General features: G+C 64.4%; 19 protein-coding genes and 4 pseudogenes. 4 read left to right on the top strand and 19 right to left on the bottom strand.

Features of this window, described 5'->3' with window-relative positions; all coding sequences use genetic code 11:
• Positions 1-55: 55 nt before the first annotated feature.
• The 5 genes from HN018_RS27390 to HN018_RS27370 form a co-directional block, all read right to left on the bottom strand.
• Positions 56-412: an HVO_A0114 family putative DNA-binding protein gene (locus tag HN018_RS27390; protein ID WP_171837540.1), complete on the bottom strand. Its 357-nt coding sequence runs from the start codon at positions 410-412 to the stop codon at positions 56-58.
• Entirely contained in the window at positions 390-794 is a 405-nt protein-coding gene (locus HN018_RS27385) for a DUF6516 family protein (RefSeq protein ID WP_172443611.1), read from the bottom strand. Before HN018_RS27385 ends, HN018_RS27390 begins: the two co-directional genes overlap by 23 nt.
• A 428-nt stretch (positions 795-1,222) precedes the next feature.
• Positions 1,223-2,002, bottom strand: a complete 780-nt coding sequence (locus tag HN018_RS27380; RefSeq protein WP_171837542.1) for a hypothetical protein — start codon at positions 2,000-2,002, stop codon at positions 1,223-1,225.
• The gene (locus HN018_RS27375) at positions 1,999-2,790 is read right to left on the bottom strand and encodes a P-loop NTPase family protein (RefSeq protein WP_171837543.1); all 792 of its coding nucleotides are present in this window, start codon (positions 2,788-2,790) and stop codon (positions 1,999-2,001) included. Before HN018_RS27375 ends, HN018_RS27380 begins: the two co-directional genes overlap by 4 nt.
• 76 nt (positions 2,791-2,866) lie before the next feature.
• Complete coding sequence (locus HN018_RS27370; protein ID WP_171837544.1) at positions 2,867-3,445, bottom strand: hypothetical protein; 579 nt, start codon at positions 3,443-3,445, stop codon at positions 2,867-2,869.
• Between the two features lie 140 nt (positions 3,446-3,585).
• Between HN018_RS27370 and HN018_RS27365 the strand changes: the two genes are divergently transcribed.
• Complete coding sequence (locus HN018_RS27365) at positions 3,586-3,927, top strand: hypothetical protein (RefSeq protein ID WP_172443610.1); 342 nt, start codon at positions 3,586-3,588, stop codon at positions 3,925-3,927.
• A 52-nt stretch (positions 3,928-3,979) separates the two neighbouring features.
• On the top strand, positions 3,980-7,579 hold the full coding sequence (gene mobF, locus HN018_RS27360) for a MobF family relaxase (RefSeq protein ID WP_171837546.1): 3,600 nt from the start codon (positions 3,980-3,982) through the stop codon (positions 7,577-7,579).
• Between the two features lie 56 nt (positions 7,580-7,635).
• On the opposite strand, the pseudogene HN018_RS29695 reads toward mobF, so the two are convergent.
• The 9 genes and pseudogenes from HN018_RS29695 to HN018_RS27315 form a co-directional block, all read right to left on the bottom strand.
• Positions 7,636-7,680: pseudogene (locus tag HN018_RS29695) on the bottom strand (hypothetical protein); the annotation flags it as partial.
• Positions 7,681-8,329: 649 nt separating this feature from the next.
• A protein-coding gene (locus tag HN018_RS27350; RefSeq protein WP_171837547.1) for an IS3 family transposase occupies positions 8,330-9,492 on the bottom strand; the annotation gives its coding sequence in 2 pieces (ribosomal slippage) (positions 8,330-9,237 and positions 9,237-9,492; 1,164 coding nt in all).
• 28 nt (positions 9,493-9,520) lie between these two features.
• Positions 9,521-10,399 carry a response regulator gene (locus tag HN018_RS27345; RefSeq protein ID WP_171837548.1) on the bottom strand — a complete coding sequence of 293 codons (879 nt, stop codon included), beginning with the start codon at positions 10,397-10,399 and terminating at the stop codon, positions 9,521-9,523.
• The gene (locus HN018_RS27340) at positions 10,396-13,137 is read right to left on the bottom strand and encodes a sensor histidine kinase (protein WP_172443609.1); all 2,742 of its coding nucleotides are present in this window, start codon (positions 13,135-13,137) and stop codon (positions 10,396-10,398) included. The genes HN018_RS27345 and HN018_RS27340 overlap by 4 nt, the downstream gene beginning before the upstream one ends.
• A complete protein-coding gene (gene kdpC, locus HN018_RS27335) occupies positions 13,137-13,790 on the bottom strand; it encodes a potassium-transporting ATPase subunit KdpC (RefSeq protein WP_171837611.1) in 654 nt (217 codons plus the stop codon). The genes HN018_RS27340 and kdpC overlap by 1 nt, the downstream gene beginning before the upstream one ends.
• 12 nt (positions 13,791-13,802) lie before the next feature.
• Positions 13,803-15,869 (bottom strand): potassium-transporting ATPase subunit KdpB, encoded by a 2,067-nt coding sequence (kdpB, locus tag HN018_RS27330; RefSeq protein WP_239479491.1) that lies wholly within the window; start codon positions 15,867-15,869, stop codon positions 13,803-13,805.
• Positions 15,870-15,877: 8 nt separating this feature from the next.
• Entirely contained in the window at positions 15,878-17,587 is a 1,710-nt protein-coding gene (gene kdpA, locus HN018_RS27325; RefSeq protein WP_171837612.1) for a potassium-transporting ATPase subunit KdpA, read from the bottom strand.
• 13 nt (positions 17,588-17,600) lie between these two features.
• Positions 17,601-17,690 (bottom strand): K(+)-transporting ATPase subunit F, encoded by a 90-nt coding sequence (locus tag HN018_RS27320; RefSeq protein WP_171837609.1) that lies wholly within the window; start codon positions 17,688-17,690, stop codon positions 17,601-17,603.
• A 534-nt stretch (positions 17,691-18,224) separates the two neighbouring features.
• Positions 18,225-19,502 (bottom strand): outer membrane beta-barrel protein, encoded by a 1,278-nt coding sequence (locus tag HN018_RS27315; RefSeq protein WP_172443608.1) that lies wholly within the window; start codon positions 19,500-19,502, stop codon positions 18,225-18,227.
• 269 nt (positions 19,503-19,771) lie between these two features.
• Between HN018_RS27315 and HN018_RS27310 the strand changes: the two genes are divergently transcribed.
• On the top strand, positions 19,772-20,233 hold the full coding sequence (locus tag HN018_RS27310; protein WP_171837797.1) for a hypothetical protein: 462 nt from the start codon (positions 19,772-19,774) through the stop codon (positions 20,231-20,233).
• Between the two features lie 105 nt (positions 20,234-20,338).
• Here HN018_RS27310 and HN018_RS28990 read toward each other — a convergent pair whose 3' ends face one another.
• From HN018_RS28990 to HN018_RS27290, 4 genes and pseudogenes are all read right to left on the bottom strand, one after another.
• Complete coding sequence (locus HN018_RS28990) at positions 20,339-20,545, bottom strand: SDR family oxidoreductase (RefSeq protein ID WP_239479490.1); 207 nt, start codon at positions 20,543-20,545, stop codon at positions 20,339-20,341.
• A gap of 281 nt (positions 20,546-20,826) precedes the next feature.
• On the bottom strand, positions 20,827-21,501 hold the full coding sequence (locus tag HN018_RS27300; protein WP_172443605.1) for an IS6 family transposase: 675 nt from the start codon (positions 21,499-21,501) through the stop codon (positions 20,827-20,829).
• A gap of 33 nt (positions 21,502-21,534) precedes the next feature.
• The gene (ltrA, locus tag HN018_RS27295; protein ID WP_171837315.1) at positions 21,535-22,368 is read right to left on the bottom strand and encodes a group II intron reverse transcriptase/maturase; all 834 of its coding nucleotides are present in this window, start codon (positions 22,366-22,368) and stop codon (positions 21,535-21,537) included.
• Positions 22,369-22,913: 545 nt separating this feature from the next.
• Positions 22,914-23,896, bottom strand: a pseudogene (locus tag HN018_RS27290) (IS3 family transposase); the annotation flags it as partial.
• A gap of 72 nt (positions 23,897-23,968) precedes the next feature.
• Here HN018_RS27290 and HN018_RS27285 point away from each other — a divergent pair.
• Positions 23,969-24,247, top strand: a pseudogene (locus tag HN018_RS27285) (transposase); the annotation flags it as partial.
• 18 nt (positions 24,248-24,265) lie between these two features.
• Here the strand turns inward: HN018_RS27285 and HN018_RS27280 are convergent.
• Positions 24,266-24,934: pseudogene (locus HN018_RS27280) on the bottom strand (IS6 family transposase); the annotation flags it as partial.
• Between the last annotated feature and the right edge of the window lie 371 nt (positions 24,935-25,305).

The following is a 25,305-nucleotide window of genomic DNA, read 5'->3' as shown; positions in this document are numbered from 1 at the left end:
AGCCAGATACCAGTTTGCCAGCTGCAGCTGGTAAACGAAATTCCGGTCGCGTTGCTTATGCGGTCTCCAGAACTCGTACGGTCCGGTAGGTGCTTTGGGCAAGATTGACCCGAATTTCTTGAGCAATTAGCACGGGACGAACCTGCTTGCCCTCACGCTCAAGGCTGATCAACCCGTGCGTTGCCAGACGATGGAGCGCCCGCGACACATTGGCCTGCGCGCGGTTCGCCAATGCGGCCAACTCGGATACCGACGCAGGCGCACTGTTTGCGATCATTCGCAGAAGGTCGAGGTTCTCCGGAACCGACAGTACGTCAAGAACGGCGCCGGCTGGGAGAGCCGAGGCCTGGCGATCTCCACGTGCAACAGCACGCATTTCTTCACGGAGCTCAATCAGAGACCTCTTTGCCATCGTCTAGTTCTTCTTCCAGCTCAATTTCTTGATCGTCGAACTCAAATTCGACGCCGTCAGCCAGACATGCTCGTTCAACTTCATCAAAAAAGTCGACCAAAAGCTCGTCTGTGCCGTGGTAGATGTACGGAACCAGGCGTTCGGTTCGCTTGAACTTATGTTGGTGGTCGTAAGCTATTCGACGCGGCAGACCATGCGCATTATCGAAGCCGAGAAGGCGAGCCATGTCCATGTCATGAAGCGTGAATGAGTACTTAATCCCATACGGCCGCTCCTGTGTGAGAGCTACTTCCTTGACCTGGAACCGGAGGCACCAGCCATTTGCCATCCAGATACGTCGCCGATGATAGTCCAGTAGGCGCCGCATCCCATCGTCAGACATATATCATCCTACTACATACGTATCAACAAGGATCTGGTTTCTCTCGTTAGAAATAAACCAGAGGTCATATGCGCGCTGCGTGCATCGCTAGTGCGATTATCCTAGCATGCCTTCTGGCCGCGAGATGTCGCCATCCTCAGGCGCTTCTGGTCGGTGGAATGATGCCCCACCTCCTCGAACGCCTGCAGCGCCTGGCTGGGTTCACGCCCAGCCCACTACGGCATCTACCGGCCCTCCAAGCTGCCCTGAAGCTAGCCACATGACGAGCCCAGGAAATTGAAGACATCAAACCGTACAGACCATCCTTCAACTTTTGCGATCCTCGCAACAGTGGCTACATCTTTCTGATCTAGCAGGTGGCCGATGTAGGTTGAGGACCCGCGATGACGTTGCACTTGGGCGAACCGATCGACATGAAACCCTCTCATTCACGAATGAAGATCAGGGGTCGTGCCAACCGGCGCCTGGATCCAGAACGGAACTGCGCATCCACGACGTCCATCTTGGACATTGGCAAATCTGGGATCACGGCAGTGGGTGAGTGCATCGGACAGGCTGTTCCACTGCATCAGGCCCAGCCACATCTTGGCGGTCGCGGGGTCGTCCTTGAAGGCTGCCTGCAACCCTAGCTCGGTCTCGTGGATCTCCGCAGCTGCCGAGCGATGGCCCCACCAGTAGCCACCGCCGAGACATGCAATCGCCACGCCAAACAGAGTCGCCGCAGCCGACAGGGCCGTGTTGCGGTCGAAGACCTTCACCCGCCGCGTAAGAGCCGCATCAGCGCTTTGGGCAATCGCGCTGCCGACACGCTGAATGGTGTCTGCCTCGCTGCTAGCAACCCCGGCCTGGAAGCGAGCGATCTCGGCATCCGCGTTCTGTCGGCTCTGCAGAAGGGCCTGGATGATCTGTGTGCTGGCATCCTGGGCCACCTTGTCGCTGCGAGAGGTGCGATCGCCCAGGAAGCGGATGGAGTGCGCCAGGGACGTCAGCAACGGCATCAACGGGTCATCACGTTGCATGCCGGCGCGTCGAGCGCCCTCACGCATCTCGGCCAGAAGCTTCTCGACCTCTTCGCCGCTCGGGTCCGGCTGCGGCGGTGTCGGCACGATGGCCGGTACGGCGGCGGGTGCAGAAGGTGGACTGGCTGCGGGAACTGGCGGACTCACGCCCTTGCGAACCCGCTGCCAATAGTCTGCGGCGGTGATCACGGCAGCCAGTCCGCCACGGGAGCAAAGGCCTCTTCCATGCTGCGCCGCCACAGGGCGATCTGCTGGCGCTTCCACGGACCGATCGGATCCTGTCCCGGTTTGACCCGGCCAGCTTCGGCGGCGGCGAACGTCAACCGGCGCATGTCGATTTCGCTCGCCGGCTCAAGGCGCGGCATGGTGACCAGGCGGGCACCGCGAGCGACCGTCTGCTCGAGGATCGGATGCGACCGCACTGTTTCCGCAAATGCCGTGGCAGCCGTTTTGTGCGGCGACACCAGCGCCTCGTTGAGCACCAGAATGGTTGCTTCGGGGGCGAACACACCGTCCCGCTCGACCTCCTGGAGGTAGGCAAGGTCGTCGCGATCGGGACCGATGAGATGCACCGCAATCGGCCGGATACCGTGCTCGAGCAGGAAGTCGACCAGACCGATTTCTCGGGCAACCCGCTTGAGGATAAGATCCCCGCCGCCGAAGTCCAGGACGGAGGTGAACCGGCTCTCGATCTGCTGTTCGACAAAGGCGGCCAGCCATTCACGCACGTCGCGATCGTCAGCGGAGGGCGGTGACACGACACCCTCGAAATAGGCCGAGAGGGTCGCATTGGTGCGGTCCGCGTCGGCGACCACGATCTCTCTGCCCTGACTTTGCGCGCGCTCCACGACCCAGCGGATCCACCAGGTCTTGCCACGGCCGCCGCGACCGAGTGGCACAATGAAACTTGGAATTTGCGTCGAAACGGTGGGTGCTGGCTTGGCCATGCTGGCCTCCTTTCTGTCGTCCAGGGTCATCGTGGCGATACTCGGCGCGAACGGGGATGGGCTTCGTGAACCAGTTCAAAGCGTCTGGTTTGTGCGTCAGCCTTCATCATCGAACGATCCGAGGCATTGGGGTCCGCTTGCTGTCGAGGGCGTCGAGCGTGCGCCGGATCTGCTCCTGGGCGTCTACCAGCCTCGCAGCCTCTGCTTGGGGCGCGAGTGGTTTGGAGGCGGCTTGATCCTGGGGTGGCGCGTCCATCAGCGGTCGAGATGGCCTGATGTCGAGCTTCAGCCTGGGTCGCGCCGGCTCTGGCGTGACATCGCTCTGGCCTGACGTGACTGGTTCCAGATGTCGGACGCCTGGCGCGATTTCGTTCGCGGCAAGTGCGGGCACAGCGGACGCTCGGGCTTGCTTGCGTGCCTGGTCCGCGGCGATGGCGCTCTGAACCCGGTGCCAGGTTTTGCTCGCTGTGTTCCTGGTCGGGGTGTTGCCGTTGGCGTCCTTGAGACCGCGCTTGGTGAACACGGCCAGGTAGAGGTCCCACTCAATTGGTCGGCCGCCAAGCTCGGCCAGGAGCTCGTCATGATGGGCCCGAAACCAGGCTGCGAGGGTGTTGCGCCCGCTTTCAGCACGGGCTGCCTCAATGTCCTGCATGAAGCCCTTCAGGGCCGTTTTCTTGCGTGCCATCCGCTTCCTGTGGTCTCCATCCAGGACCGTGATCGACCTTCTTGAGCATGAACCTTACCCAGACACGGGACAATTGGAAGGTCAGCAGTCTTCTACAGACCAAGGCACCTTTGGTGCTTTCTCGTGGCGGATCATGTGCCATGATTGTGCCCATCGACGAGACGGGATGCAAGCAGATGGCGGACGACCGGCAAGACGATTTGGCGCGGCTTCGGCTTGCGATCGAGCGCCTGACCCAAGGCCTGCAGATGGTGGTGGAGACACAGCAGACGCACAGCAAAATGCTCCAGGAGCTTCTCGTAGCTGCGGCAGCACCGGAACCAAAGACCAGTATCCTGAGCGATGCGCTGGCCGAGGTGGCGTCTGGTTTGCGGGAGCAGATGACCTCGCTGAACAGTGTGCAGCGCACGCTGGCACAATTGCCGACAGAGGTCGGCGCCGCTGTCACGCAAAGCCTGCAGGCGGCGCTAGCCGGGCTGTAGAATGCTTACCTACCGAACCGGAGCCGCCGGCGCGCCATCCTCGGCAGCAGGCATGGCCGATCATCTGCTCGAGCAGACGCTGTCGCCGGCCCAGGCTGATCTCGCGCAGTACTACCAGGAAGGTCTGCAGGCACAGACACCGGATGTGACGGTGGCGGAGCCGCGGCGCGATCTGGATCCGCGCCTGGTCGAACTGCTCAACCTGGATCCGAACCGGGCGCCGACGCGGGACGAGATCGCCCAGCTGCTCAGCGGTAACCGCACGGACGGCGCGCCGATCGCTGGCAAGCAGGTCCAGAAGGCGACTGAGAGCCTGGCTGAACTTCTGGGCTTGGATGCGGCTCGTGTGCCGTCGGCCGGGGAGATCGAGCATGTCGCGGCCGGGCGACGGGCGAACGGGGAAGCGCTGAGTGAAGCCATGCCGGGCAGCACCGCCAAGCGGCTGCTCGCCTTGTATGGCGTCCCGACCAAGCGCGACGCCTCCGCAGAGGAGCTTGCTCACATCCAGGCCGGCCGCCGGGCGGACGGAGCCGAACTGCGGCTGGCGCCGCTGGCGCAGGCGCTGTCAGCCACCCGAGCCCGCATCGGCTACATCGACCTGTGCTGGTCGGCCGACAAGTCGGTTTCGCTGGCCTGGGCGTTCGCGCCGACCGAGGCCGAGCGGAACATCGTCATGCAGGCGCACCGCGATGCCGTCGGTTCAGCACTCGAGTACGTTGAGACGGAAATCGGCCGCGCTCGCAAAGGCAAAGCGGGTCGGGACGGCCACGACCCGGGGCGGATCGCGTGGGTGCGGTTCGACCACTACACCAGCCGGCCGACGGTCGAGGTGCCACGCATCGATCGCACCACTGGCGAGTCCTACACGCAGCTGGTGACCATGAAGGTGGCCGGCGATCCGCAGCTGCACACCCATGTTGCCATCCCGAACGTCGTGCTGACCGAGGAAGGTCGGATCGGGGGTCTCGACCTGCAGCGGCTCGAGGGATGCATCAAGGAGTTCGGCGCCACCTACCATGCCTATCTCGCTACCAACCTGCGCCGGCATGGGATCGAGATGGCGCTGGATCCGGAAACGGGTGCGGCCCGGGTGACGGCCATTCCGAGTCAGGCGCGGGATGCCTTTTCCAAGCGCACGCGCAACGGCACCGAGGCGGCACGGATCTATGCGCGCGGGCTCGGGCTGGACTGGGACAGCCTGGATGCCGATCGGAAGGTCGGCTTGGCCAAGCAGGGCATTCAGGGCGACGCGAAGCAGGTGAAGCAGGACGACCAGAGCGACTGGCCATCATGGCAGCGCCAAGCCCGCGAACTCGCATGGCAACATGACAGCGTGCTGCGACCCGAGGCAGCGCAGGCGATGCCGGACCGCGCCGAGCGGCTCGAGCACGCCTTCGAGGTCGGGCGCGATCTGCTCGACCGGCAGTGGCAACGACACTCTGTTCTGGATGGCGCGGATGCGCGTGTGGCGGCGGCGCGGGCGCTGGTAGCGAGCGGCATCGAGGGACCGCAGGATATCAGCGCGGTGACGCGCGCCTTCGCGCAGCGCGGCGTGCGGCATGACGGGCAGGAGGCCGGGCTCATCTGGGGCGTCGTGACGGATGCGCGCGGCCAGGAAGCGGTCAAGCTCACGACGACGCTGCACGCGGCCCGCGAAGAGGAGCTGGTAGCGCTGGCGCAATCAGCGGCGGCCGACCGAAGCGGTGCACTGGCGGCCGGCGCGATCGATGCCGCGGTCGACCGCAGCGACTACGACTTCACCAGCGAGCACGGCCAGAAGCAGCGCGCGGTGATGGACCGGCTGGGGCAGGGTGGCCGGCTTGAGGTCGCGATCGGCGTCGCCGGCGCCGGCAAGTCGACGCTGCTGTCTCCGTTGGTCGACGCCTGGGCGGCAGAGGGTCGCACCGTTTATGGCGCAGCACTGGCGTGGCGGCAGTCGGAAGACCTGCAGAAGGCCGGCATCGCGCCCGAAAGGCAGGCGGCGATGTCGGTGTTCCTCGACCGGGCGACACGCCAGCAGATCAGCCTCGACCGGCAGAGCGTGGTGGTGGTCGATGAGCTCGGGCTGCTCGGCACCCGCCAGCTGCTCGACCTGCTGCGGCTGCAGAAGGAGCACGGCTTCCAGCTGGTGGCGGTCGGAGATCCGAAGCAGTGCCGGTCGATCGAGGCCGGCGCGGTCATCGACCTGCTGCGCCAGGCGCTCGGGCCGGAGGCAGTTCCGGAGCTGCTTTCCACCGTTCGGCAGCAGACCGAGCAGGAGCGTAAGACCAGCCTGCTGTTCCGTGAAGGTCAGGCGGCAGAGGCGCTGGCACGGAAGCGCGAAGACGGCACTGCGCAGATCGTGCCGGGCGGATATCGGGAAGCGGTCGAGTACGTCGCTGCGCTATGGCAGGCGCGGCGGCAGGCCAATGCGCATGATCCGGCGTACACGCTGAGCGTCAGCGCGCCGACCAATGCCGATGCGCGGGAGATCGCGGCAGCGATCCGGGTTCATCGTCGGGCAGCGGGCGAACTCAGGCCCGACCAGGTGGTGCTGCAGGCGGCCGATCAGAATGACGTCGCCTTTGACCTGCCGCTTGCTGTCGGCGATCGCGTGCGGCTGTTTGCGCGCACGAACGCGGCCTATCCAGACCGCAGCCGCGGCATCATCGGCAACAATGGTTCGGTGCTGGAGGTGTGCGCGATCGCGGCGGCTGGCGTCACGCTGCGCAACGCCCAGGGTCGTGAAGGCGTGGTGAAGTGGGACACGCTGCGCGATGTCGAGAGCCGGCGTATTCGGCTGAGCTACGGCGACGTGTTGTCGATCGACGCGACCCAGGGCCTGACCAGCAGCGAGCACATCGAGGCGATGCCGGCCGGCACCCGGCACGTGAATGCCTACAAGGCCTACACCCAGGCCAGCCGGCACCGGCAGGCGACGTATCTGGTAACCTCGGATGGGGCGGAGCGGCAGGAGATCATGGGCCGCCGGCCGCTCGGCGACATGCGGATCATCCGCGAAGCGGACGTCTGGGCAAACATGGGGCGGAACTTGGCGCGGGCGCCGGAGAAGGAGAACGCGCTGGCGTTCCTGGAGCGGGCACGGGACGTGCGGCACGGGGCTGTGCGGGCGCTGCAGGCGGGACTGCAGCCTGCGGAACAGCGGCAGGCCGAGGGACTGGAGAAGACCACGCTGCGTCACAGCCTGCGGCGGAAAACCGTCGCCGAGCAGGTTGCGGGGATGGCGCAGGGGCTGCGGGACGCGGTTCGGCAGCAGGGCGGGGTGGTTGCCCAGCTGCAGGCGGCCGTGCCTCGGCTTCGGGAGAAGGTGGAGCAGGCGCTTGGCGCGGCCGGGCCGCTGTTCCGGGAGATGGCTACGCGCATCCGCCAGAGGCAGGAGCAGGTGCGGCAGGAGCGCGAGCTCGCGGCGATCCGCACAGAGCTATTGCGAGCACGGAAGGCCGGATGGCAGCAGGCTCAGGCGCGCGGGTTGGCTGCGAGCGAGCCCGAGGCGGTGGCCGAGAAACGGATGCGGCAGGAGGTCGCTGTCATGTCAGGCGCGGAACTGCATCGTGTTGCGGCAGGCTGGCAGGCTGACGCTGATCGACGAAGCCGGGAGAACCAAGCGGCTTCGCGACAGACGCAGTCGAGAGGGCCGCGCCTACGAATGTGAGGTAATCGTACATTAGCTAGGGCAGCCGCAAGGTGGGCAACGGACGTATCCACCGAGATTACCAGATCCAGATTGGCGATCAGCGCAGCGGTGTCCGCCATATCGGCAACGCCCGGCATGAGATCGATGAGCGGCAGGGTCTTGGGAAGGCGACCGCCCTTCTGCAGACTGAACAACGTGACATTAGGTATGTTCAAAAGAGGCTGGAAGAGGGAGGGATCAAGCGATCGTTGCCGATCGACGGTCCTGAGCTGCGCCAGCCCATGTTGCGGATTGCCCGACCAGACCAGACCTACCCGCAGACCTTTCCCCTGCTTCACGGCGGGATGTGCCGCCCATTGCTCGATGTCTACCGCTTCCGGCTGGAGGTAAGGAACTGCAGTGGGGATGGTTTGCACCGACGTGGCGAAGGCGGCCGGTAGGCTCAGCATGGGAATCTGGAAATCGACGCGAGGCGGAGTCTGTCCCTGAGCCAAGACGGTGATGTTGGGTCCAAGGCTGCGACACAGCCGCACAAGCGGCGACTGCACCTGTAGGGTCACGTTAAGTCCCAACGCTGCCGCTATTGGTACATATCGGCAGAACTGGATGCTGTCGCCGAGACCTTGCTCTGCGTAAACCAGCAGCCGTCCCGCCGGTTCGGATGGTCCCGGCCATCGAGGTTGGGAAGAAGCGCGGTAGGCAGCCGCCACCTCGGGATTGCGGACCCGCCACTCTGACCAGCCCCCATCGAGTGATCCGAGGTGAATGTTAGTGGAACGCAGGGGTTTGGTGTTGAGCTGAGCCGGTTGGGCCTGGATCGCTGACTGGCGGGGGAAGCGTTCGCACCACTACTTCTGGTGCTGGTGGACGGTAGCCGAGGGAGGAATGCGGGCGAACGGTATTGTAGTGCACACGCCATTGCTCGATCAGCACCTTGGCTTCCGCCAGCGTGTTGAAGATCTCGCACGACAGCAGCTCGTCGCGGAACTTGCCGTTGAAGCTCTCCACGTAGCCGTTCTCCCACGGACTGCCGGGCTCGATATAGGCGGTCTTCGCACCGACACCCGTGATCCAGCCTTTCACCGCGATCGCTGCAAACTCCGGCCCGTTGTCCGACCGGATGTGCACCGGTGTGCCGCGCGTGATGAACAGGTCCGCCAGCACGTCGATCACGTCCGTCGCCTTGAGCTGACGCCCCGCACGGATCGCTAAAGCTTCGCGGGTGAACTCGTCGACCACGTTCAGCGTACGAAACTTCCGACCATCTCGGGTTCGATCCTCCACGAAGTCATAAGCCCACACATGATTCGCTCGATCCGGCCGCAGCCGTACGCAGGAGCCGTCGTTCAGCCACAGGCGCCCGCGCTTTGGATGCCGCTGCGGCACCTTCAGTCCCTCGGCACGCCAGATCCGCTCCACGCGCTTGTAGTTGGTGTACCAGCCTTCCGCCCGCAGCAGCGCGGTGATCCGCCTGTATCCGTAGCGTCCGAACTGCCGGGCCAGGTCGATGATCGTTGCTGTCAGCGCTGCTTCGTCGTCAGCCGTCTTAAGCATTTTGCGCTGCGTCGAGCGGTGCTGATCCAGCACCCGGCAGGCAAAGCGCTCCGAGACATCTGGCGTCGCCGTCACGTGCTGCACGCACGCCCGACGACGAGCAGCGCCTAGTAGTTTCCCAACGCGGCTTCCTTCAACACCAGCTTCTCGAGCGTCAGGTCCGCTACCGCCCGGCGCAGGCGGCCATTCTCCTGCTCCAGCTGCTTCACCTGGTCCAACTTCAGGCCGCCATACTCGGCGCGCCACCGATAGTAGGTCGCCTCCGTCACCCCAATCGCCCGAACCGCTTCAGTCACCGGCTTGCCCTGTGCCGTCAGCACCTCGACCTGCCGCAGCTTGCCGACGATCTCCTCCGGCTTGTGATGCTTGCGCCCCATCTGATCCCCTCCATATGCCCCGGAACTCTCATATCCGGCGGCCCACTTCTACGGGGGCAGGTCTGTCTGCATCCGCTACTTGGTCAAATACCGCGGGCTGGGCCTGTCGATCGACAAAGGACGCCCGCGGTTCAGCATCGACGGCGCCGGAGGACAGACCGCTCGATAGGCTCCGCACAGTCTCCGTCGTGCCCGTCGCCTGGTTCAGGCCGGCGCGCAAGATCAGCCGGTAGCCGACATTGGGTTCCGTCGCGATCATCTTGGCGACCGCCGATCCGAGCTTGTGCCTGAGCTGGCCGATATAGACCCGAAGATACTGCACGTTGGCGCCGTGCGCCGGTCCCCATAACGCGGTCAGCAATTGCCGGTGGGTCAGCACCTTGTCGGCATGGCGCATCATCATCGCCAGCAGCTGGTATTCGCGGGGACTGAGCGTGACCTTCTCGCCATCCACCCGCACTTCGTGACGGCCCGGGTCGAGCGTGATGGGCCCGCAGGCGAGCGTTTCGTCCTGCCTGGTATCCGGCGGCTGTTCATGCCGCCGCAGCACTACACGCAGCCGCGCCAGCAGTTCTCCGAGACCGAACGGCTTTTCGACATAGTCGTCGGCACCCGCATCAAGCGACGCCACCTTCTCCGCCTCGCGATCGCGCGCCGACAGGACGATGATCGGCACCTGCGAGAAGGCGCGCAGCCGGACGAGCAAGATCCTGCCATCCATGTCCGGCAGCCCGAGATCGAGCAGGACGATATCGGGTGTCTGCGACGCGGCCAGCCGGAGCCCTTCCGCTCCGTCGAATGCCGACAGGGTGCGATAACCGACCGCCTCGAGGGCAGGCCGCAGGAAGCGGTGGATCTGCTTCTCGTCATCGACGATCAGCACCAGCGCGGTGTCGTTGGCGTTCATCGTATCGCCGGCATGACGATGGAGACCAGCGTGCCGCGCCCGATGCCGGACACGATGCCCGGCACGCCGGCCGGCACCGGGCTGCTTGCCGAGATGCTCCCGCCCATCACCTCGATCAGGCCGCGCGCGATCGCAAGCCCGAGCCCGGTGCCCGGCACCACCCGGTCGCCGTGCTGGGACCGGTAGAAGCTGTCGAATACATTTGGCAGGTCGGCTTCCGGAATGCCCGAACCGGCATCGGCAATCCGGATGACGACGTTGCCCGTCTCCAGTGCCAGGACGACCTGGACCGAGGCGGTGTTTGGTGCGGGCCCCGGCGCCGGCGTAGGGGAATATTTCAGCGCGTTGTCCAGCACGTTGAACACGACCTGTTCCAGCAGCAGCGGATCGGCCAGCACCGCTGGCACCATGCCGAGCTTGCTGATCGCAACCAGGCCCGGACCTTCGAAGCGCGCGATCGCATCCTGCACCACGCCCTGTGGGTCCACGCGAACCAGCTTCGGCACCACGGCCCCGCTTTCGAGCCGGGTCATGTCGGTGATATTGGCCAGGAAGCGGGTCATCCGCAGCGTATCCTCCTCGATTGCCAGCAGCAGGTCGTCGCGCGTGTCGGGGGTCAGACGGCTCCACGCGGTGCGAAGTGTCTCGGCCGAGCCCCGTATGCCGGTCAGCGGGGTGCGCAGGTCGTGCGACAGCGAGTTCAGCAGCGCGGTCCGTAGCTTCTGGGTCTCGTTGCGCGCCGTCGCGTCCGCGGCTCCACGCACCAGCCGCACCCGCTCCAGCGCCACCGCCGCCTGGTCGGCCAGGGCCTGCAGCGCCTGGAGGGCCGGCGCATCGAGCGCGGTGGCCGGCTGCACAGCCAGCAATCCACGCAATCCGCTGGTGCCCGCTTCAGGGCCGGCACCGGCGATCCCGATCGGCAGGAAACGCCAGGGAGCCGAGGGTAGCGTCGCGGTGCCGCGGCCAGCCGGTTCGCCGTGGCGCCAGGCCCAGAGCGCCGCGGCCCAGGACCCCTCGTCCATGGTGTCCGCCGGCGGTACCGCGGCCCGGATATCCAGCTCGCCATCGATGTCCCGTCCGGCCAGGACCATGGCGCGGGCCGCGATCGAGGCTGCCTGACGCGCAATCTCGTCCTGCAGCTCGTTCTCGGTGACCGGACCGCCGAGAGCACGCGAGAACGCCCCGATCCGCCGCAATCCCTCGATCCGGCCCTGCGCCGCGCGGGCCGAGGCGCCAAGGCGGCTGGCGACCAGGCCGGTGGCGCCGGCGACCGTACCGAACACGACGATCGCCATCAGGTCGCGCGGCTCGTCGATGGTGAACTGGTACAGGGGCCGGATGAAAAAGAAGTTCCACGCCAGGAACGACACCAGCGCGGTGCAGAGCGCCACCGCCAGCCCATAGAGCGCCGCCGCGCCGACCACCGAGGCCAGGAAAAGCATCCCGAGCGCGTCCGGCTCGATCAGGCCACGCAGCATCTCGGCCAGAACCAGGGTGCACGCCACCAGCAGGGAGGACACCACCCATGGCTGCCATCCGTCCGGCAGGCTTGCCCGGAGGCCGAAACGGCGCAGGGCGGGTGCGCCGGTCGGCACCACATGCACCGCGTGCTCGGGAGCCCGGGACAGCAGCGTGGCCGCGAGGTTTCCACGCAGGCAGCGTCCAGCCACCATCCGGCGCAGCAGGGTGCGCTGCTGCATGCGGCCGACCACGATCTGCGTCACGTTGCGGTCGTGCGCCACGTCCAGGGCGATGCCGACGATCCCTTCCCGCGCGCTCCGGACCGCGCGGATTTCGGTCTCCGCGCCAAGCTCGGCTGCCAGCGCCATGATGCGCGACACCGCCTGCGTCGATTGCGGTACCTCGCCGGCCGGCTCCACATGCAGCGCCAGCCACGGCGCATGCAGCGCGTCGGCAAGACGCTTGGCCTCGCGGAGCACCGGTTCTCCGGCCTCCGGCCCAACCAGGGCCAGCACGCGGTCGCCGGCCGGCCAGGGTCCGTCGATCGCGTTCAGCCGCATGTAGTCGAGCAGGCCGGCATCGACGTGCTGGGCGGCACGACGCAGCGCGATCTCGCGCAACGCCTGCAGGTTGCCTTCGCGGAAGAACCCGCCCAGCGCCCGGGTCGCCACGTCGGGACGGTAGATCCGCCCCTGCACCAGGCGGGCGCGCAGGTCGTTCGGCGACAGGTCGATCAGCTCGATCTCATCGGCCAGCTCCAGCACATGGTCCGGCAGCGTCTCGCTGACCCGGATGCCGGTGATGCGCAGCACGGTGTCGTTCAGGCTCTCCAGATGCTGGACGTTGAGCGTGGTCCAGACCGGGATGCCGGCGACCAGCAGCTCCGCCACATCCTCCCAGCGTCGGGCGTGACGGCTGCCGGGCGCGTTGCTGTGCGCCAGTTCGTCCACCAGCAGCAGCGACGGGCGCAGCGCCAGCGCCTCCTCGAGGTCGAACTCCTCCAGCATCTGCCCGCGATACGGGATCTGCAGGCGCGGCAGCACCGGCAGGTCGCCGAGCTGAGCCTCGGTCTCGGCCCGCCCGTGCGTCTCGATCAGCCCGGCCAGGATGCCGGTCTTGTTTTCGGCCAGCAGGCGGCGCGCCTGGGTGAGCATCTCGAAGGTCTTGCCGACACCGGGCGCCGCGCCGAGGAAGATCTTCAGCGGCGCGCGCGAGGCTTTCGCCTGCGCCGCCAGAAGTGCGTCCGGATCAGGCCGACGATCCGGCTCGTTTCGCATCAGTTGCTGCTCGTCTGCACCTTGTTGGCACCGCCCGGCGCAGCGCCTGAGCGCGACAGTGATTCCAGTGCCAGGTTCAGCCGCAGCACGTTGACCCTCGGCTCGCCGAACACGCCGAGCATGCGGCCCTGCGTATGGGCTGCGAGCAGCTGGCGCACCATCTCGACCGGCACATGGCGCGCGGCCGCGACCACCGGCGCCTGCAGGGCGGCATAGTCCGGCGAGATATCGGGGTCGAGGCCCGAACCGGAACTGGTGACGGAATCCATGGGAATGGCACCTGCGGTTGCACCCTGTTTCACCAGCGTCGCGACATCGCCGGCAACGCGATCATGCAGCGCCTTCGAGGTCGGCGCCAGGTTGGAGGCCGTCGACGTGCTGGCATCGTAGGGGGTGGGCACGGTCTTGGATGCATCTTTCGGATCGGTGCCGGAAATCGCCGACTCCCGGCCGTGGAAAAAGCGGTCGCTGGTGAAGTTCTCGCCGATCAGCGCGGAGCCGACCTGCTTGCCGTCACGCACGATCAGGCTGCCGTTCGCCTGGAACGGGAACACGACCGCGCCGACACCCACGAAGCCGAGCGGGAACACCAGCCCGAGCAGCAGCGTGAACAGGACGACGAGTGAAAACGCGGGACGCAGATGGGTGAGCATGACGCGGTTCCTCTACGCGAAGATGTGGAAGGCGGTGAGCAGCATGTCGATGATCTTGATGCCGGCGAACGGCACCAGGATGCCGCCGAGGCCGTAGATCAGCAGGTTCCGGCGCAGCATGGAGGCCGCGCTGATCGCCTTGAAGCTCACGCCCTTCAGTGCCAGCGGCACCAGCGCGATGATCACAACGGCGTTGAAGATCACCGCGGACAGGATGGCGCTCTGCGGCGTCGACAGATGCATGACGTTCAGTGCCGACAGGCCGGGATAGGCCACCACGAAGATCGCCGGCAGGATCGCGAAATACTTGGCGATGTCGTTAGCGATCGAGAAGGTGGTGAGAGCACCACGGGTGATCAGCAGCTGCTTTCCGATCTCGACGATCTCGATCAGCTTGGTCGGATCGCTGTCCAGGTCGACCATGTTGGCGGCTTCGCGTGCCGCCTGAGTGCCGGTCTGCATCGCCACGCCGACATCGGCCTGCGCCAGCGCCGGCGCATCGTTGGTGCCGTCGCCGCACATCGCCACCAGCCGCCCCTCGGCCTGGGCGGCACGGATATAGTCGAGCTTGTCCTGCGGCGTGGCCTCGGCGACGAAATCATCGACGCCGGCCTCGCTGGCGATCGCCGCCGCGGTGATCCGGTTGTCGCCGGTCACCATGACGGTGCGGATGCCCATGCGGCGGAGTGCGGCGAACCGATCGCGAATGCCCGGCTTGACCACGTCCTTGAGCTCGATCACCCCCAGCAGGCGGCCATCCTCGGCCACCGCCAGCGGCGTGCCGCCGGAGCGGGCGATACGTTCCACCGCGGCGGTGAAGGCGAGTGGCGGCCTGGCTTCACCGACGGCGGCGAGCAGCGAGTCCACCGCTCCCTTGCGCCATGAACGCTCGCCGGCATCGAGGCCCGACAGGCGGGTATTGGCCGAGAACGGCACCGGCGTCGAGCCTGCGGGAGCCACCGGCGCCACGCCGAACTTCTCGCGGGCCAGCACATGCACCGAGCGTCCCTCGGGCGTCTCGTCGCCGAGCGAAGCCATCGCGGCGGCCTCCGCCAGCCGGGCTTCGTCGATGCCCGGCACCGGGTAGAAGGCGGCGGCCATGCGGTTGCCGAAGGTGATGGTGCCGGTCTTGTCGAGCAGCAGCGTATCGACGTCGCCGGCGGCCTCGACCGCACGGCCGGAGGTGGCGACGACGTTGAAGCGCACCAGCCGGTCCATGCCGGCGATGCCGATCGCCGACAGCAGGCCGCCGATCGTGGTCGGGATCAATGTGACCAGCAGGGCTGCCAGCACCGGCACCGGCAGCGTCGTGCCGGAGTAGTGCGCAAAGCCGACCAGCGTGACGACCGCGACCAGGAAGATGATGGTCAGGCCGGCGAGCAGGATGTCGAGCGCGATCTCGTTCGGGGTTTTCGAGCGTGAGGCACCTTCGACCAGCGCGATCATCCGGTCGATGAAGGTATGGCCGGGCTCGGCGGTGATGCGGACCAGCAGGCTGTCGGACACCACCATGGTGCCGCCGGTGACGGCCGAGCGATCGCCGCCGGCCTCGCGGATCACCGGCGCGGACTCGCCGGTGATGGCGCTCTCGTTGATCGAAGCGATACCCTTGATGATCTCGCCGTCGAGCGGGATCAGGTCGCCGGTCTCGACCAGCACCACGTCGCCGAGACGCAGGTCGGTCGAGGACACGGTGCCGTAAAGTGCCGGGTCATCCGGGTTCGGCACGCGCTTGGCCATCATGTCGTTGCGGGCGCGGCGCAGGCTCTCGGCGCGGGCACGGCCGCGGCCTTCCGCCATGGCTTCGGCAAAGGTCGCGAACAGCACGGTCATCCAGAGCCACACCGCGATCGCGAGTGCGAAGGCAGGGTGGGCAGCATGGGTGAACAGGTCTTGAACGCCGATGATGGTGGTCAGGATCGCAACGATCTCGGTTACGAAGATGACCGGATTGCGCATCAGCCGACGCGGATCGAGCTTGGCGAAGGCGTCCCGGGCGGCGCGCGATGCAATCCGGGAGTCGAAGAGTGAAAGCGCCGAAGCGCCCTCACCCGAGTTGTTGGTTGTTGCGGACATCATCAGGGTCCTCAGTATGTCGTGCCGCTAAGGAGCACGAAATGTTCAGCGATCGGTCCGAGCGCATCGGCCGGCAGGAATTGCAGCCCGCCCAGGATGACGATCACCCCCGCCAGCAGGCCACAGAACAGCAGGCCGGTGGTCGGGAAGGTGCCAGCACTCATCTTGAGCTTCGGCTTGGCGGCCAGGGATCCGGCTATCGCGAGAACCGGGATAAGCACGGCGAAGCGACCGAACAGCATCGCAAAGCCCTGCCCGTAGGCCATCAGCGGCCCGGTGGCGGTGATGCCGGCCATGGCGCTGCCGTTATTCTGCGTCGCCGAGGTCCAGGCGTAGAGCATCTCGGTCAGACCGTGCGGACCGGCATTGGCGAGAGCCGCCAGACCGGCGGGGAGGACGAGTGCCAGCCCGGCGCCACACAGGATCCACAGAGTCAGGATCAGCAACGCCAGCATCGCGAGCTTGATTTCCCGGGCCTGGACCTTCTTGCCGAGATATTCCGGCGTACGGCCGACCATCAGCCCGGCCACGAACACCGAGAGCAGGGCGAACACGATGATGAAGTAGAACCCGGAGCCGATGCCGCCGGGAGTGACTTCTCCGAGCTGCATGAGAAACAGCGGCACCAGCCCGCCGAGCGGCATGAAGCTGTCGGTGGCACCGGCGATGGCGCCGGTCGAGGTTCCCGTGGCACCGACATTGAGCAGCGCGGTCAGCGCGGTACCGAACCGGACTTCCTTGCCCTCCAGGTTTCCCTGGGCCTGGTTGACGCCCAGCGCATGCAGGATCGGGTTTCCGCCAGATTCCGCGCCATACGCACAGAACACGCCGATCACCAGGATGCCGACCATCGTCGCCAGGAGCACGCGGCCCTGAGCAGGCTCCTTGACGATCCGGCCGAAGGCGATCGGCAGCGCGAACGGGATCAGCAGAAGCATGAACGTCTCGAGCCCGCAGGTGAGCGCGGTTGGATTTTCGAACGGGTGGGAACTGTTGGTGTTGAAGAAGCCGCCGCCGTTGGTGCCGAGTTCCTTGATCGCTTCCTGGAAGGCGACCGGGCCAAGCGCAATGGTCTGTTTGATGCCCTCCAGAGTGGTCACCTGAGCGAAGGCGTGGAGCGTGTCCGGAACACCGCTCGCCATTAGCAGGATGGTGAACACGCAGGTGAGCGGCAGCAACACATAGAGCGTCGCCCGCGTCAGGTCCGACCAGAAATTGCCCAGCGTCTTGAGACCGCCGGCGGCCAGCGCCCGCATCACGGCAACCGCCACGGCAATACCGGTCGCCGCGGACAGGAAGTTATGCACGGTCAGGCCGAACATCTGCGCGCCGTTCGAGATCCCGCTTTCCGGCACGTACGCCTGCCAGTTGGTGTTGGTCACGAACGAGATCGCGGTATTGAAGGCGATCGACGGCGGCATGCCGACGACCGCCTGCGGATTGAACGGCAGATAGAATTGCAGCCGCAGGATCGCGTACAGCATCGCGAAATGCAGCGCGTTCAGCAGCAGCAATGCAGTCGCATAACTGCGCCAGCTCATGCCGTGGAACGGATCGATGCCGGACAGGCGATAGAAGCCGCGCTCGACCGGAGCAAGCACGGGTGCCAGGAGCGTGGATCGGCCCTCCATCACGGCGGCGAGATAATTCCCGACCGGAACGGCGAAGATGCACGTCGCAGCCAGGATGAGCACGATTTCCAGGATGCCGCATGAGGTCATGGCGGATACCTCCTCAGAAATCTTCAGGGCGAATCAGCGCCCATCCGAGATAGATCAGGAGGCCGACCGAAACGGCCCCGGCGAGGATCAGATCGAGCGTCATTGTCTAGATCCGTGCGCACAGCGCGGCGTAGCCATCCATCATCAGGATGGTCGCGACGCCTGCGAAAAGCAGGAGAATGTCAAGCATGATACGCCTCGTTGCATGATGCGCCGATCTACTGCGAGTGCGCATAAAGAAGACATTCGTGGTTCGTGCTCCGGCATAAAGAAGCCATAAAAAAACGCCGTGGGGGCGTATGGCGACCAGTCGCGCGCCCGAACTTGGGCCGCCTGCCGATAATGGATCGCGTTGTTCTGCTGTCAGTCGCAGGCGCCGATCACCGTCACCAAGGCTGACCGGAGGCAGTGGACGACGACCGGCGTCGAGAACCCGGCGCTCACGCAGAACGTTTTCGACATGATCTATAACTCAGCGAACACGACCATATCGGTGCGTGATTCGCGGATCTACACGATCCAAGCAGGTCGTCCGATGCATTGCTGGAAGATCGGTGGTAGCGGCGCCTTGGCACCGCCTACCCCGACCCGGAACCTCACCAACCAGCCCGCAAAAAGTAGCTGCAGACCTTATGCCCTAGAACCCGAGGATCACGTCGGCTGCTAGGGTGAAGTTTCCGGTGTTGGTGAGGGCGTTATACGGGTGGCCGCCGCTGAACGACTTGTCCCAGCGGATCTCGGGCCGGAACGCCAGCAGCGCGACGTGCGGGATCACCGGCTTGTAGCTGACCCCCCAGGTCCACTCGCTGTAGGTCTGCCGCCCGGCGCCGAACGCGGTGGTGCTCAGCCCGTTCAGGCCGCGATACGCATCGGTGTTGCCCGGGAAGGCCGCCACGAAGAAGCCGGCATTGTCGCGATACACCTCGCCGCGGAAGTTGGCGGTCAGGGTCGGGGTCAGCGCATAGGACGCGTAGCCGGCGAGGCCATAGGAGTCCGCGCCGTAGAAATCGTCGTGCTGCCACTGGGCTTCGGCCACCAGGGTCAGCTTGTCGGTCGCCTTGTAGGTGGCGACCACGTCGCCCTCGTAGCGCATCGAGCTGTTGGCCTCGCCACCGATCGCGTTGGTGGCGTCCTCCGGACCGAGATGCAGGAACGCCAGCACGGTCAGCTTGCCGCCGGCCAGGCTGTTCAGCCCCACCCCCACCAGCCCGGCCGGCTCGGCGTTGTTGTCGCCACGGCCGAAGGTGGTGCTCTCGCCGGTATCGATCTCGCCATACAGGTCCACGGTCGGGCTGATATGCGCCTCGGCGATCAGGCCGGTATGCTCGAACGGTCCGAAGTTGAAGTTGTACGAGTGCGAGTAGAACGGGTTGGTGCTGGGATCGATGGTCTCGTAGCCGATCAGGGTGGCGAACTGGCCGAGCTTGAAGTCGATGCCGCCCTTGAACAGTACCGGCGCATGCATGGTGACGTTGGCCTGCAGGATGCTGAACTGGTTGCGATCGTTGGTGACGTGGCCGAACTCGCCGAGATAGTGGGTGTAGCGGGCGTCGGAACCGTAGGTGCCCTGCAGCATGAAGCCGAAATCGAAGGTCGACAGCGTGGGATCGATGGCGCGCGTGGCGGTGAGCTGCACCGAGTTCAGCAGCGCGGTATTGGCCTTGTCGTCGAACAGGCGGCCATAATTCAGCCCGTCCGCGGGACGGTCGAAGTTGCCGGTGACGCCACCCTCGACCTGCGCACCATAGGTGATGCCCTCGGCCCAGGTCTTCGGCGGCGCGGCAGCGGCGGGTGCGGGTGCGGCGGGAGTGGCGGTTGCGGCCGTCCCGTTCACGCTCGCCGAGGCGGGGGGCGTGCCGGTCGAGAGTGACGGTGCGGCAGTCTGGGCGCGCGCCGACGCGCCCGTCGCAAGCAAAGAGGCGCCTGCGAGGAGAATCGAAAGTCGTGTCCTGATCACTGAACGGTATCCAAGCTGTATCGGCGGCACCTTGGAGACGACCGGCATAAAGTCTCGATGGCGAAATCAGCTGCACGCATAAAAACCGCATAAAGACCGGTGCAGCGAACCCGCGTTTAGGTAGATTTTATCCTGCGGCCTCCTGAAACGCATCGATCCTTTATGCGGGTTCGGCTCACTGTTCGGCATCCGGTGACAGTCCATGTCCCTGGTGGAGACCGATGGCAATGAGTGGTACACTTCGCGATCGCCGTTTGCGTTATGCAAGGACGATCCTGCAATCCCGGCAATGCTCGATCGCCCTGGTGGGCGAGACCTCCGACCTGGAGGGGTTGCGCGTCCTGGTTCTCGGAACATCCGCTGCCGACACGCTCTGTGCCCTGATGCACACCGAATGCCGCAAGGCCGAGGCCCGGACACCCGATGCGCATGCCGAGACACGGTCCGCCGACCTGGTGCTGGTGCCGCACGTGACGCTGGTGACCATAAACCGGGTGATCAACCAGGCGATCCGCTCGCTCGACCACCACGGCAGGATCGTGATCGCCAGCCCGGCCGGAGAGCGTCATTTCATCGACCTGACCGTTGCCGCCCTGGTTCAGGCCGGGTTTGACCCGCCGTTCCTGGAATTCGATGGCGGCGAGACGCGGATCCATGCCTCGCGCGGCGAAGTCGTCGCCCGGGCCTGACTGGCAAAGCGATCGGGTTGGGGCCGGCCGGATGATGCCGGCGAGCCTCTTAGTCCGATAAAGCCGTAGAGCGATGGGCTCCGGGTGCCGGAGCCCATCGGCGTGCTAGAGCCGCAGGCCGCCGCCGACCTGCAACGTCTCGCCGGTTACCCAGTCGGCATCTTCGGACACGATGAAGGAAACCGTGGCGGCGATATCGGCGGGCTGGCCGATGCGGCCGAGCGGTGTACGGGCGACGAACGGGACGGCCCCTTCCTCGCCCATGCCGCTTGTGCCCTCCGTGGCGACGAGGCCAGGGGCAATCCCGACCACCCTGATCTTGCGTGGCCCAAGCTCAAGGGTTCTGTCAGGCCTCGTGCCAATGACGGATCTGGTGACCGCTGGGTGGCTGACGTAGCGTTGCCGGTCATGGCAGCGGGCGGGATATCGGGATGAACTGCATGTGCTGTGGGTCTGCGTCCGTGACGGAGCGGCCGGAGGTGACGACACGCGGCTACCGTCGCTTCCGCTGCCGGGCTTGCAAGCGGCAGTTCAACGAGGGTTCTGTTGCAAAGTTTCGTCGTGTCTGAGTATGGGCTGGGACTTTGGTTTTTCTATCCTGCGAGGGAGTAGAACTGCTGCGCTGGACGCAGCTTCGCTGTCGAACGTAACTGACCCTTGCGGATCATGTGCATGATCTCGAGGCCGGCAATGGTGGTCGCCGCTGACCAGAAATTCTTGAAGCCGAGCATTGGCCGGGTGATCCGTTTGATCGCCCGGTGGTCCTGCTCGACGAGGTTGTTGAGATACTTGACTTGGCGCATTTTGATCCCGGCGTCATGCTCGGTGTTGTAGCTGTCAACCGCCGCGGTGTTGGCGCCGCTCTTGTCGATGGTGATCGTGCGGGGAGCCCTATGTCGGGTGATAGCCTTGCAGAGGAAACGCAGCGCCGCCTTGCGATCGCGCTTGGCGGTCAACAGGAAGTCCACTGTGGCACCCGCCTTGTCGACTGCACGATACAGATACTTCCACACGCCCTTGATCCGTATGTAGGTCTCATCCATCCGCCAGCTGCCGCCGATCGGACGTTTGCGGGCCACGAAGGCCTTCTCCAGCAACGGCACATACCTGAGCACCCAGCGATGCAGCGTCGTGTGGTCGACCTCCACGCCACGCTCCCCCATCATCTCTTCAACCTGGCGGTAGCTCAACGGATACGCCACGTACCAGCGAACACCCCACAAGATGATGTCGCGCTCGAAGTGGCTGCCTTTGAACGCAATCGACATCGTCTCCAGATCCATAACCGTTGCCGTTAGCCATCACGCACCGGTCGATCGAAACTTTGCAACAGAACCGACGGTTTTGGTCTTTTCCGGGTGTAGCCGAAGCCGACACGCCTCGAACCTCTGCCCCAGCGCTTGATGTAACTCAAGCGCCTGCTCTTCGTTCGCGCAATGGCAGATCGCGTCGTCAGCGTAGCGTTCAAACGGGATGCTTGGATACTCTCTTTGCATCCAGAGATCGAACGCATAGTGAAGAAAGAGATTTGCCAGCACAGGACTGACGACAGCCCCCTGCGGGGTCCCCCTCTCTCGCCCAACCAAGGTCCCATCCGGCATGCTCACGGGCGCCCTCAGCCACCGTTCAAGGTAGAGCAGCACCCATGGACAGTCAGTGTGTCGACGCACGGCTCGCATCAGGAGGTCCCAATCGATCTCGTCGAAGAAACTCTTGATGTCGAGGTCGAGCACCCAATCATGAGCCCAGCAACGCTGCCGAGCCATAACCAGCGCATTATGCGCCGATTTCCCGGGGCGATATCCATAAGAATCTCGGTGAAACACCGGCTCTAGGATCGGCTCCAGGTGTCGCCTGACCACCATCTGAGCAATCCTGTCGGAGACCGTCGGAATTCCGAGCGGCCGAGTTCCTCCAGTATCGCCTTTCGGTATGTCAACGCGACGCACGGGTGGCGGAAAGTAGCTTCCGGAAGACATTCTATTCCAGATCCGATAGAGGTTCTTACTTAAATCTCTGTCGAAGTCTTCGATAGACTGACCATCCACCCCAGCCGCCCCTCGATTGGCTTTTACTCGCTTATACGCTTCCCACACTTCACGCTTCGCAATACAATACGACTTTGCTCTACCCATGGAGGTCATCCCCTTTCGGGTTGCCTCTGGGATATAGCCGAATGACGATGCCCCTTCGGTCCGGTCCCATTACGGAACCATCATCCCTACTACGGACATCTCCGCCCCTGTGCCCCGCATCGGTACTCAGATCCTTACGGTGACTGACCGTTTGGATTTCTCCCTTGGCATCGGGACGACAGGTTCCTGTGTTCCTTACCGAAGCCTGTCTTGAGGTCACGCCGCCTTCATGCCGGACGCCGGTTGGGCCGTCAGCAGGCATCGCCCAACCCTTGCTCGCGGGACAGAAGTCCAGGTCCCGGTTTCGACGTCGGTTTAATACGTTACGACACGTCATCAGCGGTTCACTCGCGTTCGTCTCCTCAAGACCCACCTGACGGAATAGCTTTCCGCCTTTTCCAGCAACGCTCACCACCAGGGCTCTTTACCCTCGCAGCTTGTGGCGGTTTGAAGCCTGCCCCTGCAGACCGACTTCGGGGGGCCGGCCCCCATCTCCGGTAAAGTTCCGCGCCGTCCCAAGGTGGGTAGACACGTTCACAGCATACGACTTCCTCGTATTTGACCGATCGCCAAAGCCGTTCGACAAACACGTTGTCGCGCCACGCACCGCGGCCATCCATGCTGATGGAAATGGTGTTGTCGGTCAACAGGCCGGTGAAGGCCGCGCTGGTAAATTGACTGCCCTGATCAGTGTTGAAAATCTCGGGCTTGCCGTGCCTGGCGAGCGCTTCCTCCACTGCCTCTATGCAAAAATCCACCTCCAACGTTATCGATAATTGCCATGACAGGACCCGTCGGGTGAACCAGTCCACAACAGCCGCCAGGTAGACAAATCCGCGCGCCATTGGAATGTATGTGATGTCCATCGCCCACGCCTGGTTCGGCCGCCCGACCGCCACGCCGCGCAGGAGATATGGATAGATCTTATGCCCCGGTGCCGGCTTGGAGGTGTTCGGGCGGCGATACAGCGCCTCGATGCCCATGCGCCGCATCATCGTGGCTACCAGTTCGCGCCCGATCACGACGCCCTCACCGCGCAGCAGATCCCGCAGCATCCGGCTGCCCGCGAACGGATAGTCGAGATGCAGCGCGTCGATCCGCAGCATGATCGCGAGCTCCTTCTGCGCCACCGGCCGAGGCTCATAGTAGAAGCTGCTACGGCTGAACCCGAGCAGCTCAGCCTGCCGCAGCAGCGGCAGATCATGGCCGCGGTCGATCATCGTTTTGCGCTCAGCAGGCCGGCTTTGCTGAGCGCACCGGACAAAAAATCATTCTCCAGCGCCAGCTCGCCAATCTTGGCATGCAGCACCTTCAAATCTACGGCAGGTGCTACTTCCGCGCCGCTGGACCCGGCGACAAAAACACTGGCAACACCCTCGATCAGTTGTGCCTTCCAGGCCGTAATCTGGTTCGGATGCACGTCATACTGCTGTGCCAACTCCGCCAGCGTCTTCTCGCCCTTGACGGCAGCCAGCGCCACTTTCGCTTTGAAAGCCGGAGCATGAGCCCGGCGTGTCCGTTTCGTCATGGTCTCTCCTGATACGCGGCATGATCGCCGCTTCCAGGCAGACTTTCCACTTATAGGACTGTCCGAATTTGGCCAGCCACCTCTGTCATCATGGACAACCTGCCGTCGCACAAGGTGACCGGCATTCGTGAGGCAATCGAGGCCGCAGGCGCAGAGCTCCGGTTTCTGCCGCCCTACTCGCCCAACTTCAACTCGATCGAGATGGCATTCTCCAAGCTCAAGGCTCTGCTTCGAGCGGCTGCATCACGCACGGTCGATGACCTCTGGCAGACGATTGCAGGAGCACTCGAACGCTTCGATCCAGTTGAGTGCTTCAACTATTTTGCTGCCGCCGGATATGACGCTATCTGATCGGAAAATGCTATAGCCGGCCAGGGAGTAAAACTGCTGTGCTGGACGCAACTTTCCTGTTGAGAGCAACTGTCCTTTGCGGATCATGTGCATGATCTCGATGCCGGCGACAGTGACCGCCGCGGACCAGAACGACTTGAACCCCAGCATCGGTCGGGTCAATCGTTTGACCGCCCGGTGATTCTGTTCGACGATGTTGTTGAGATACTTGATCTGTCGGGTCTCGATCTCCGCATCATGCTCGACATTGTAGCTCGCGATCGCAGCTGTGTTGGCGCCGCTCTTGTCGATGGTGGTCTTCTCAGGAATGCCGTGATGCCCGGCTGCCTTACGCAGGAAGCGCAGCGCCGCCTTACGATCCCGCTTGGCCGTCAGTAGGAAGTCCACGGTGGCACCGGCTTTGTCGACCGCCCGATAGAGATACTTCCACGCGCCCTTGACCCGCACGTAGGTTTCGTCGAGCCTCTAGCTGCCGCCCACCGGACGCTTGCGCGACACGAACACCTTCTCCAGCAACGGCACGTAGCGCACGATCCAGCGGTTCAGCGTGGAATGATCGACCTTAACGCCCCGCTCACCCATCATCTCCTCGAGCTGGCGGTAGCTGATCGGATACGCCACATACCACCGCACACCCCATAGGACGATATCCCGCTCGAAGTGACTGCCCTTGAAGTCAATCGCCATCGTCTCGTCCCAAAACCGCGCCCGCTCCCATCATCTAGCAGGCGGCCAAGACACACAAACGTGCGACAGAATCTTATTAATGGCCGGTTCGAGATCGAGGTGATCCACCGCCAACTGCCAAGCCTGGCCCAGCATCGACACGGTCGAATCCAACGTCCTGCATTGGGTCGACTGGTTCAACACTCCGTCGCCTACTACCTCGCCGTTTAGCCCATGCCAGTCGCGCGTAGAGACTCAACCAAATCGGTTCCCGAAAACCAAGGCATTTTAGTTCAGGTGAGATACGTCTCAAAAACCAAATACAAGGGCTGTCCAAAAGTTGACTGCGGTTCCGAGCTAGCTCAACAACTACACTGCTTACTTAAACTCAC

It is taken from the genome of Lichenicola cladoniae (assembly GCF_013201075.1).
Lineage (GTDB): Bacteria > Pseudomonadota > Alphaproteobacteria > Acetobacterales > Acetobacteraceae > Lichenicola > Lichenicola cladoniae.
This window is presented reverse-complemented; position numbering and strand designations above follow the sequence as displayed.

What these genes read in the sequence shown, in the direction of transcription:
- HN018_RS27390 (WP_171837540.1), bottom strand. Translation starts at nt 412, where the DNA reads ATGGCAAAGAGGTCTCTGATTGAGCTCCGTGAAGAAATGCGTGCTGTT.
- HN018_RS27385 (WP_172443611.1), bottom strand. Translation starts at nt 794, where the DNA reads ATGTCTGACGATGGGATGCGGCGCCTACTGGACTATCATCGGCGACGT.
- HN018_RS27375 (WP_171837543.1), bottom strand. Translation starts at nt 2,790, where the DNA reads ATGACCCTGGACGACAGAAAGGAGGCCAGCATGGCCAAGCCAGCACCC.
- HN018_RS27370 (WP_171837544.1), bottom strand. Translation starts at nt 3,445, where the DNA reads ATGGCACGCAAGAAAACGGCCCTGAAGGGCTTCATGCAGGACATTGAG.
- HN018_RS27365 (WP_172443610.1), top strand. Translation starts at nt 3,586, where the DNA reads ATGATTGTGCCCATCGACGAGACGGGATGCAAGCAGATGGCGGACGAC.
- mobF (WP_171837546.1), top strand. Translation starts at nt 3,980, where the DNA reads ATGGCCGATCATCTGCTCGAGCAGACGCTGTCGCCGGCCCAGGCTGAT.
- HN018_RS27345 (WP_171837548.1), bottom strand. Translation starts at nt 10,399, where the DNA reads ATGAACGCCAACGACACCGCGCTGGTGCTGATCGTCGATGACGAGAAG.
- HN018_RS27340 (WP_172443609.1), bottom strand. Translation starts at nt 13,137, where the DNA reads ATGCGAAACGAGCCGGATCGTCGGCCTGATCCGGACGCACTTCTGGCG.
- kdpC (WP_171837611.1), bottom strand. Translation starts at nt 13,790, where the DNA reads ATGCTCACCCATCTGCGTCCCGCGTTTTCACTCGTCGTCCTGTTCACG.
- kdpB (WP_239479491.1), bottom strand. Translation starts at nt 15,869, where the DNA reads ATGATGTCCGCAACAACCAACAACTCGGGTGAGGGCGCTTCGGCGCTT.
- kdpA (WP_171837612.1), bottom strand. Translation starts at nt 17,587, where the DNA reads ATGACCTCATGCGGCATCCTGGAAATCGTGCTCATCCTGGCTGCGACG.
- HN018_RS27320 (WP_171837609.1), bottom strand. Translation starts at nt 17,690, where the DNA reads ATGACGCTCGATCTGATCCTCGCCGGGGCCGTTTCGGTCGGCCTCCTG.
- HN018_RS27310 (WP_171837797.1), top strand. Translation starts at nt 19,772, where the DNA reads ATGAGTGGTACACTTCGCGATCGCCGTTTGCGTTATGCAAGGACGATC.
- HN018_RS27300 (WP_172443605.1), bottom strand. Translation starts at nt 21,501, where the DNA reads ATGTCGATTGCGTTCAAAGGCAGCCACTTCGAGCGCGACATCATCTTG.
- ltrA (WP_171837315.1), bottom strand. Translation starts at nt 22,368, where the DNA reads ATGGGTAGAGCAAAGTCGTATTGTATTGCGAAGCGTGAAGTGTGGGAA.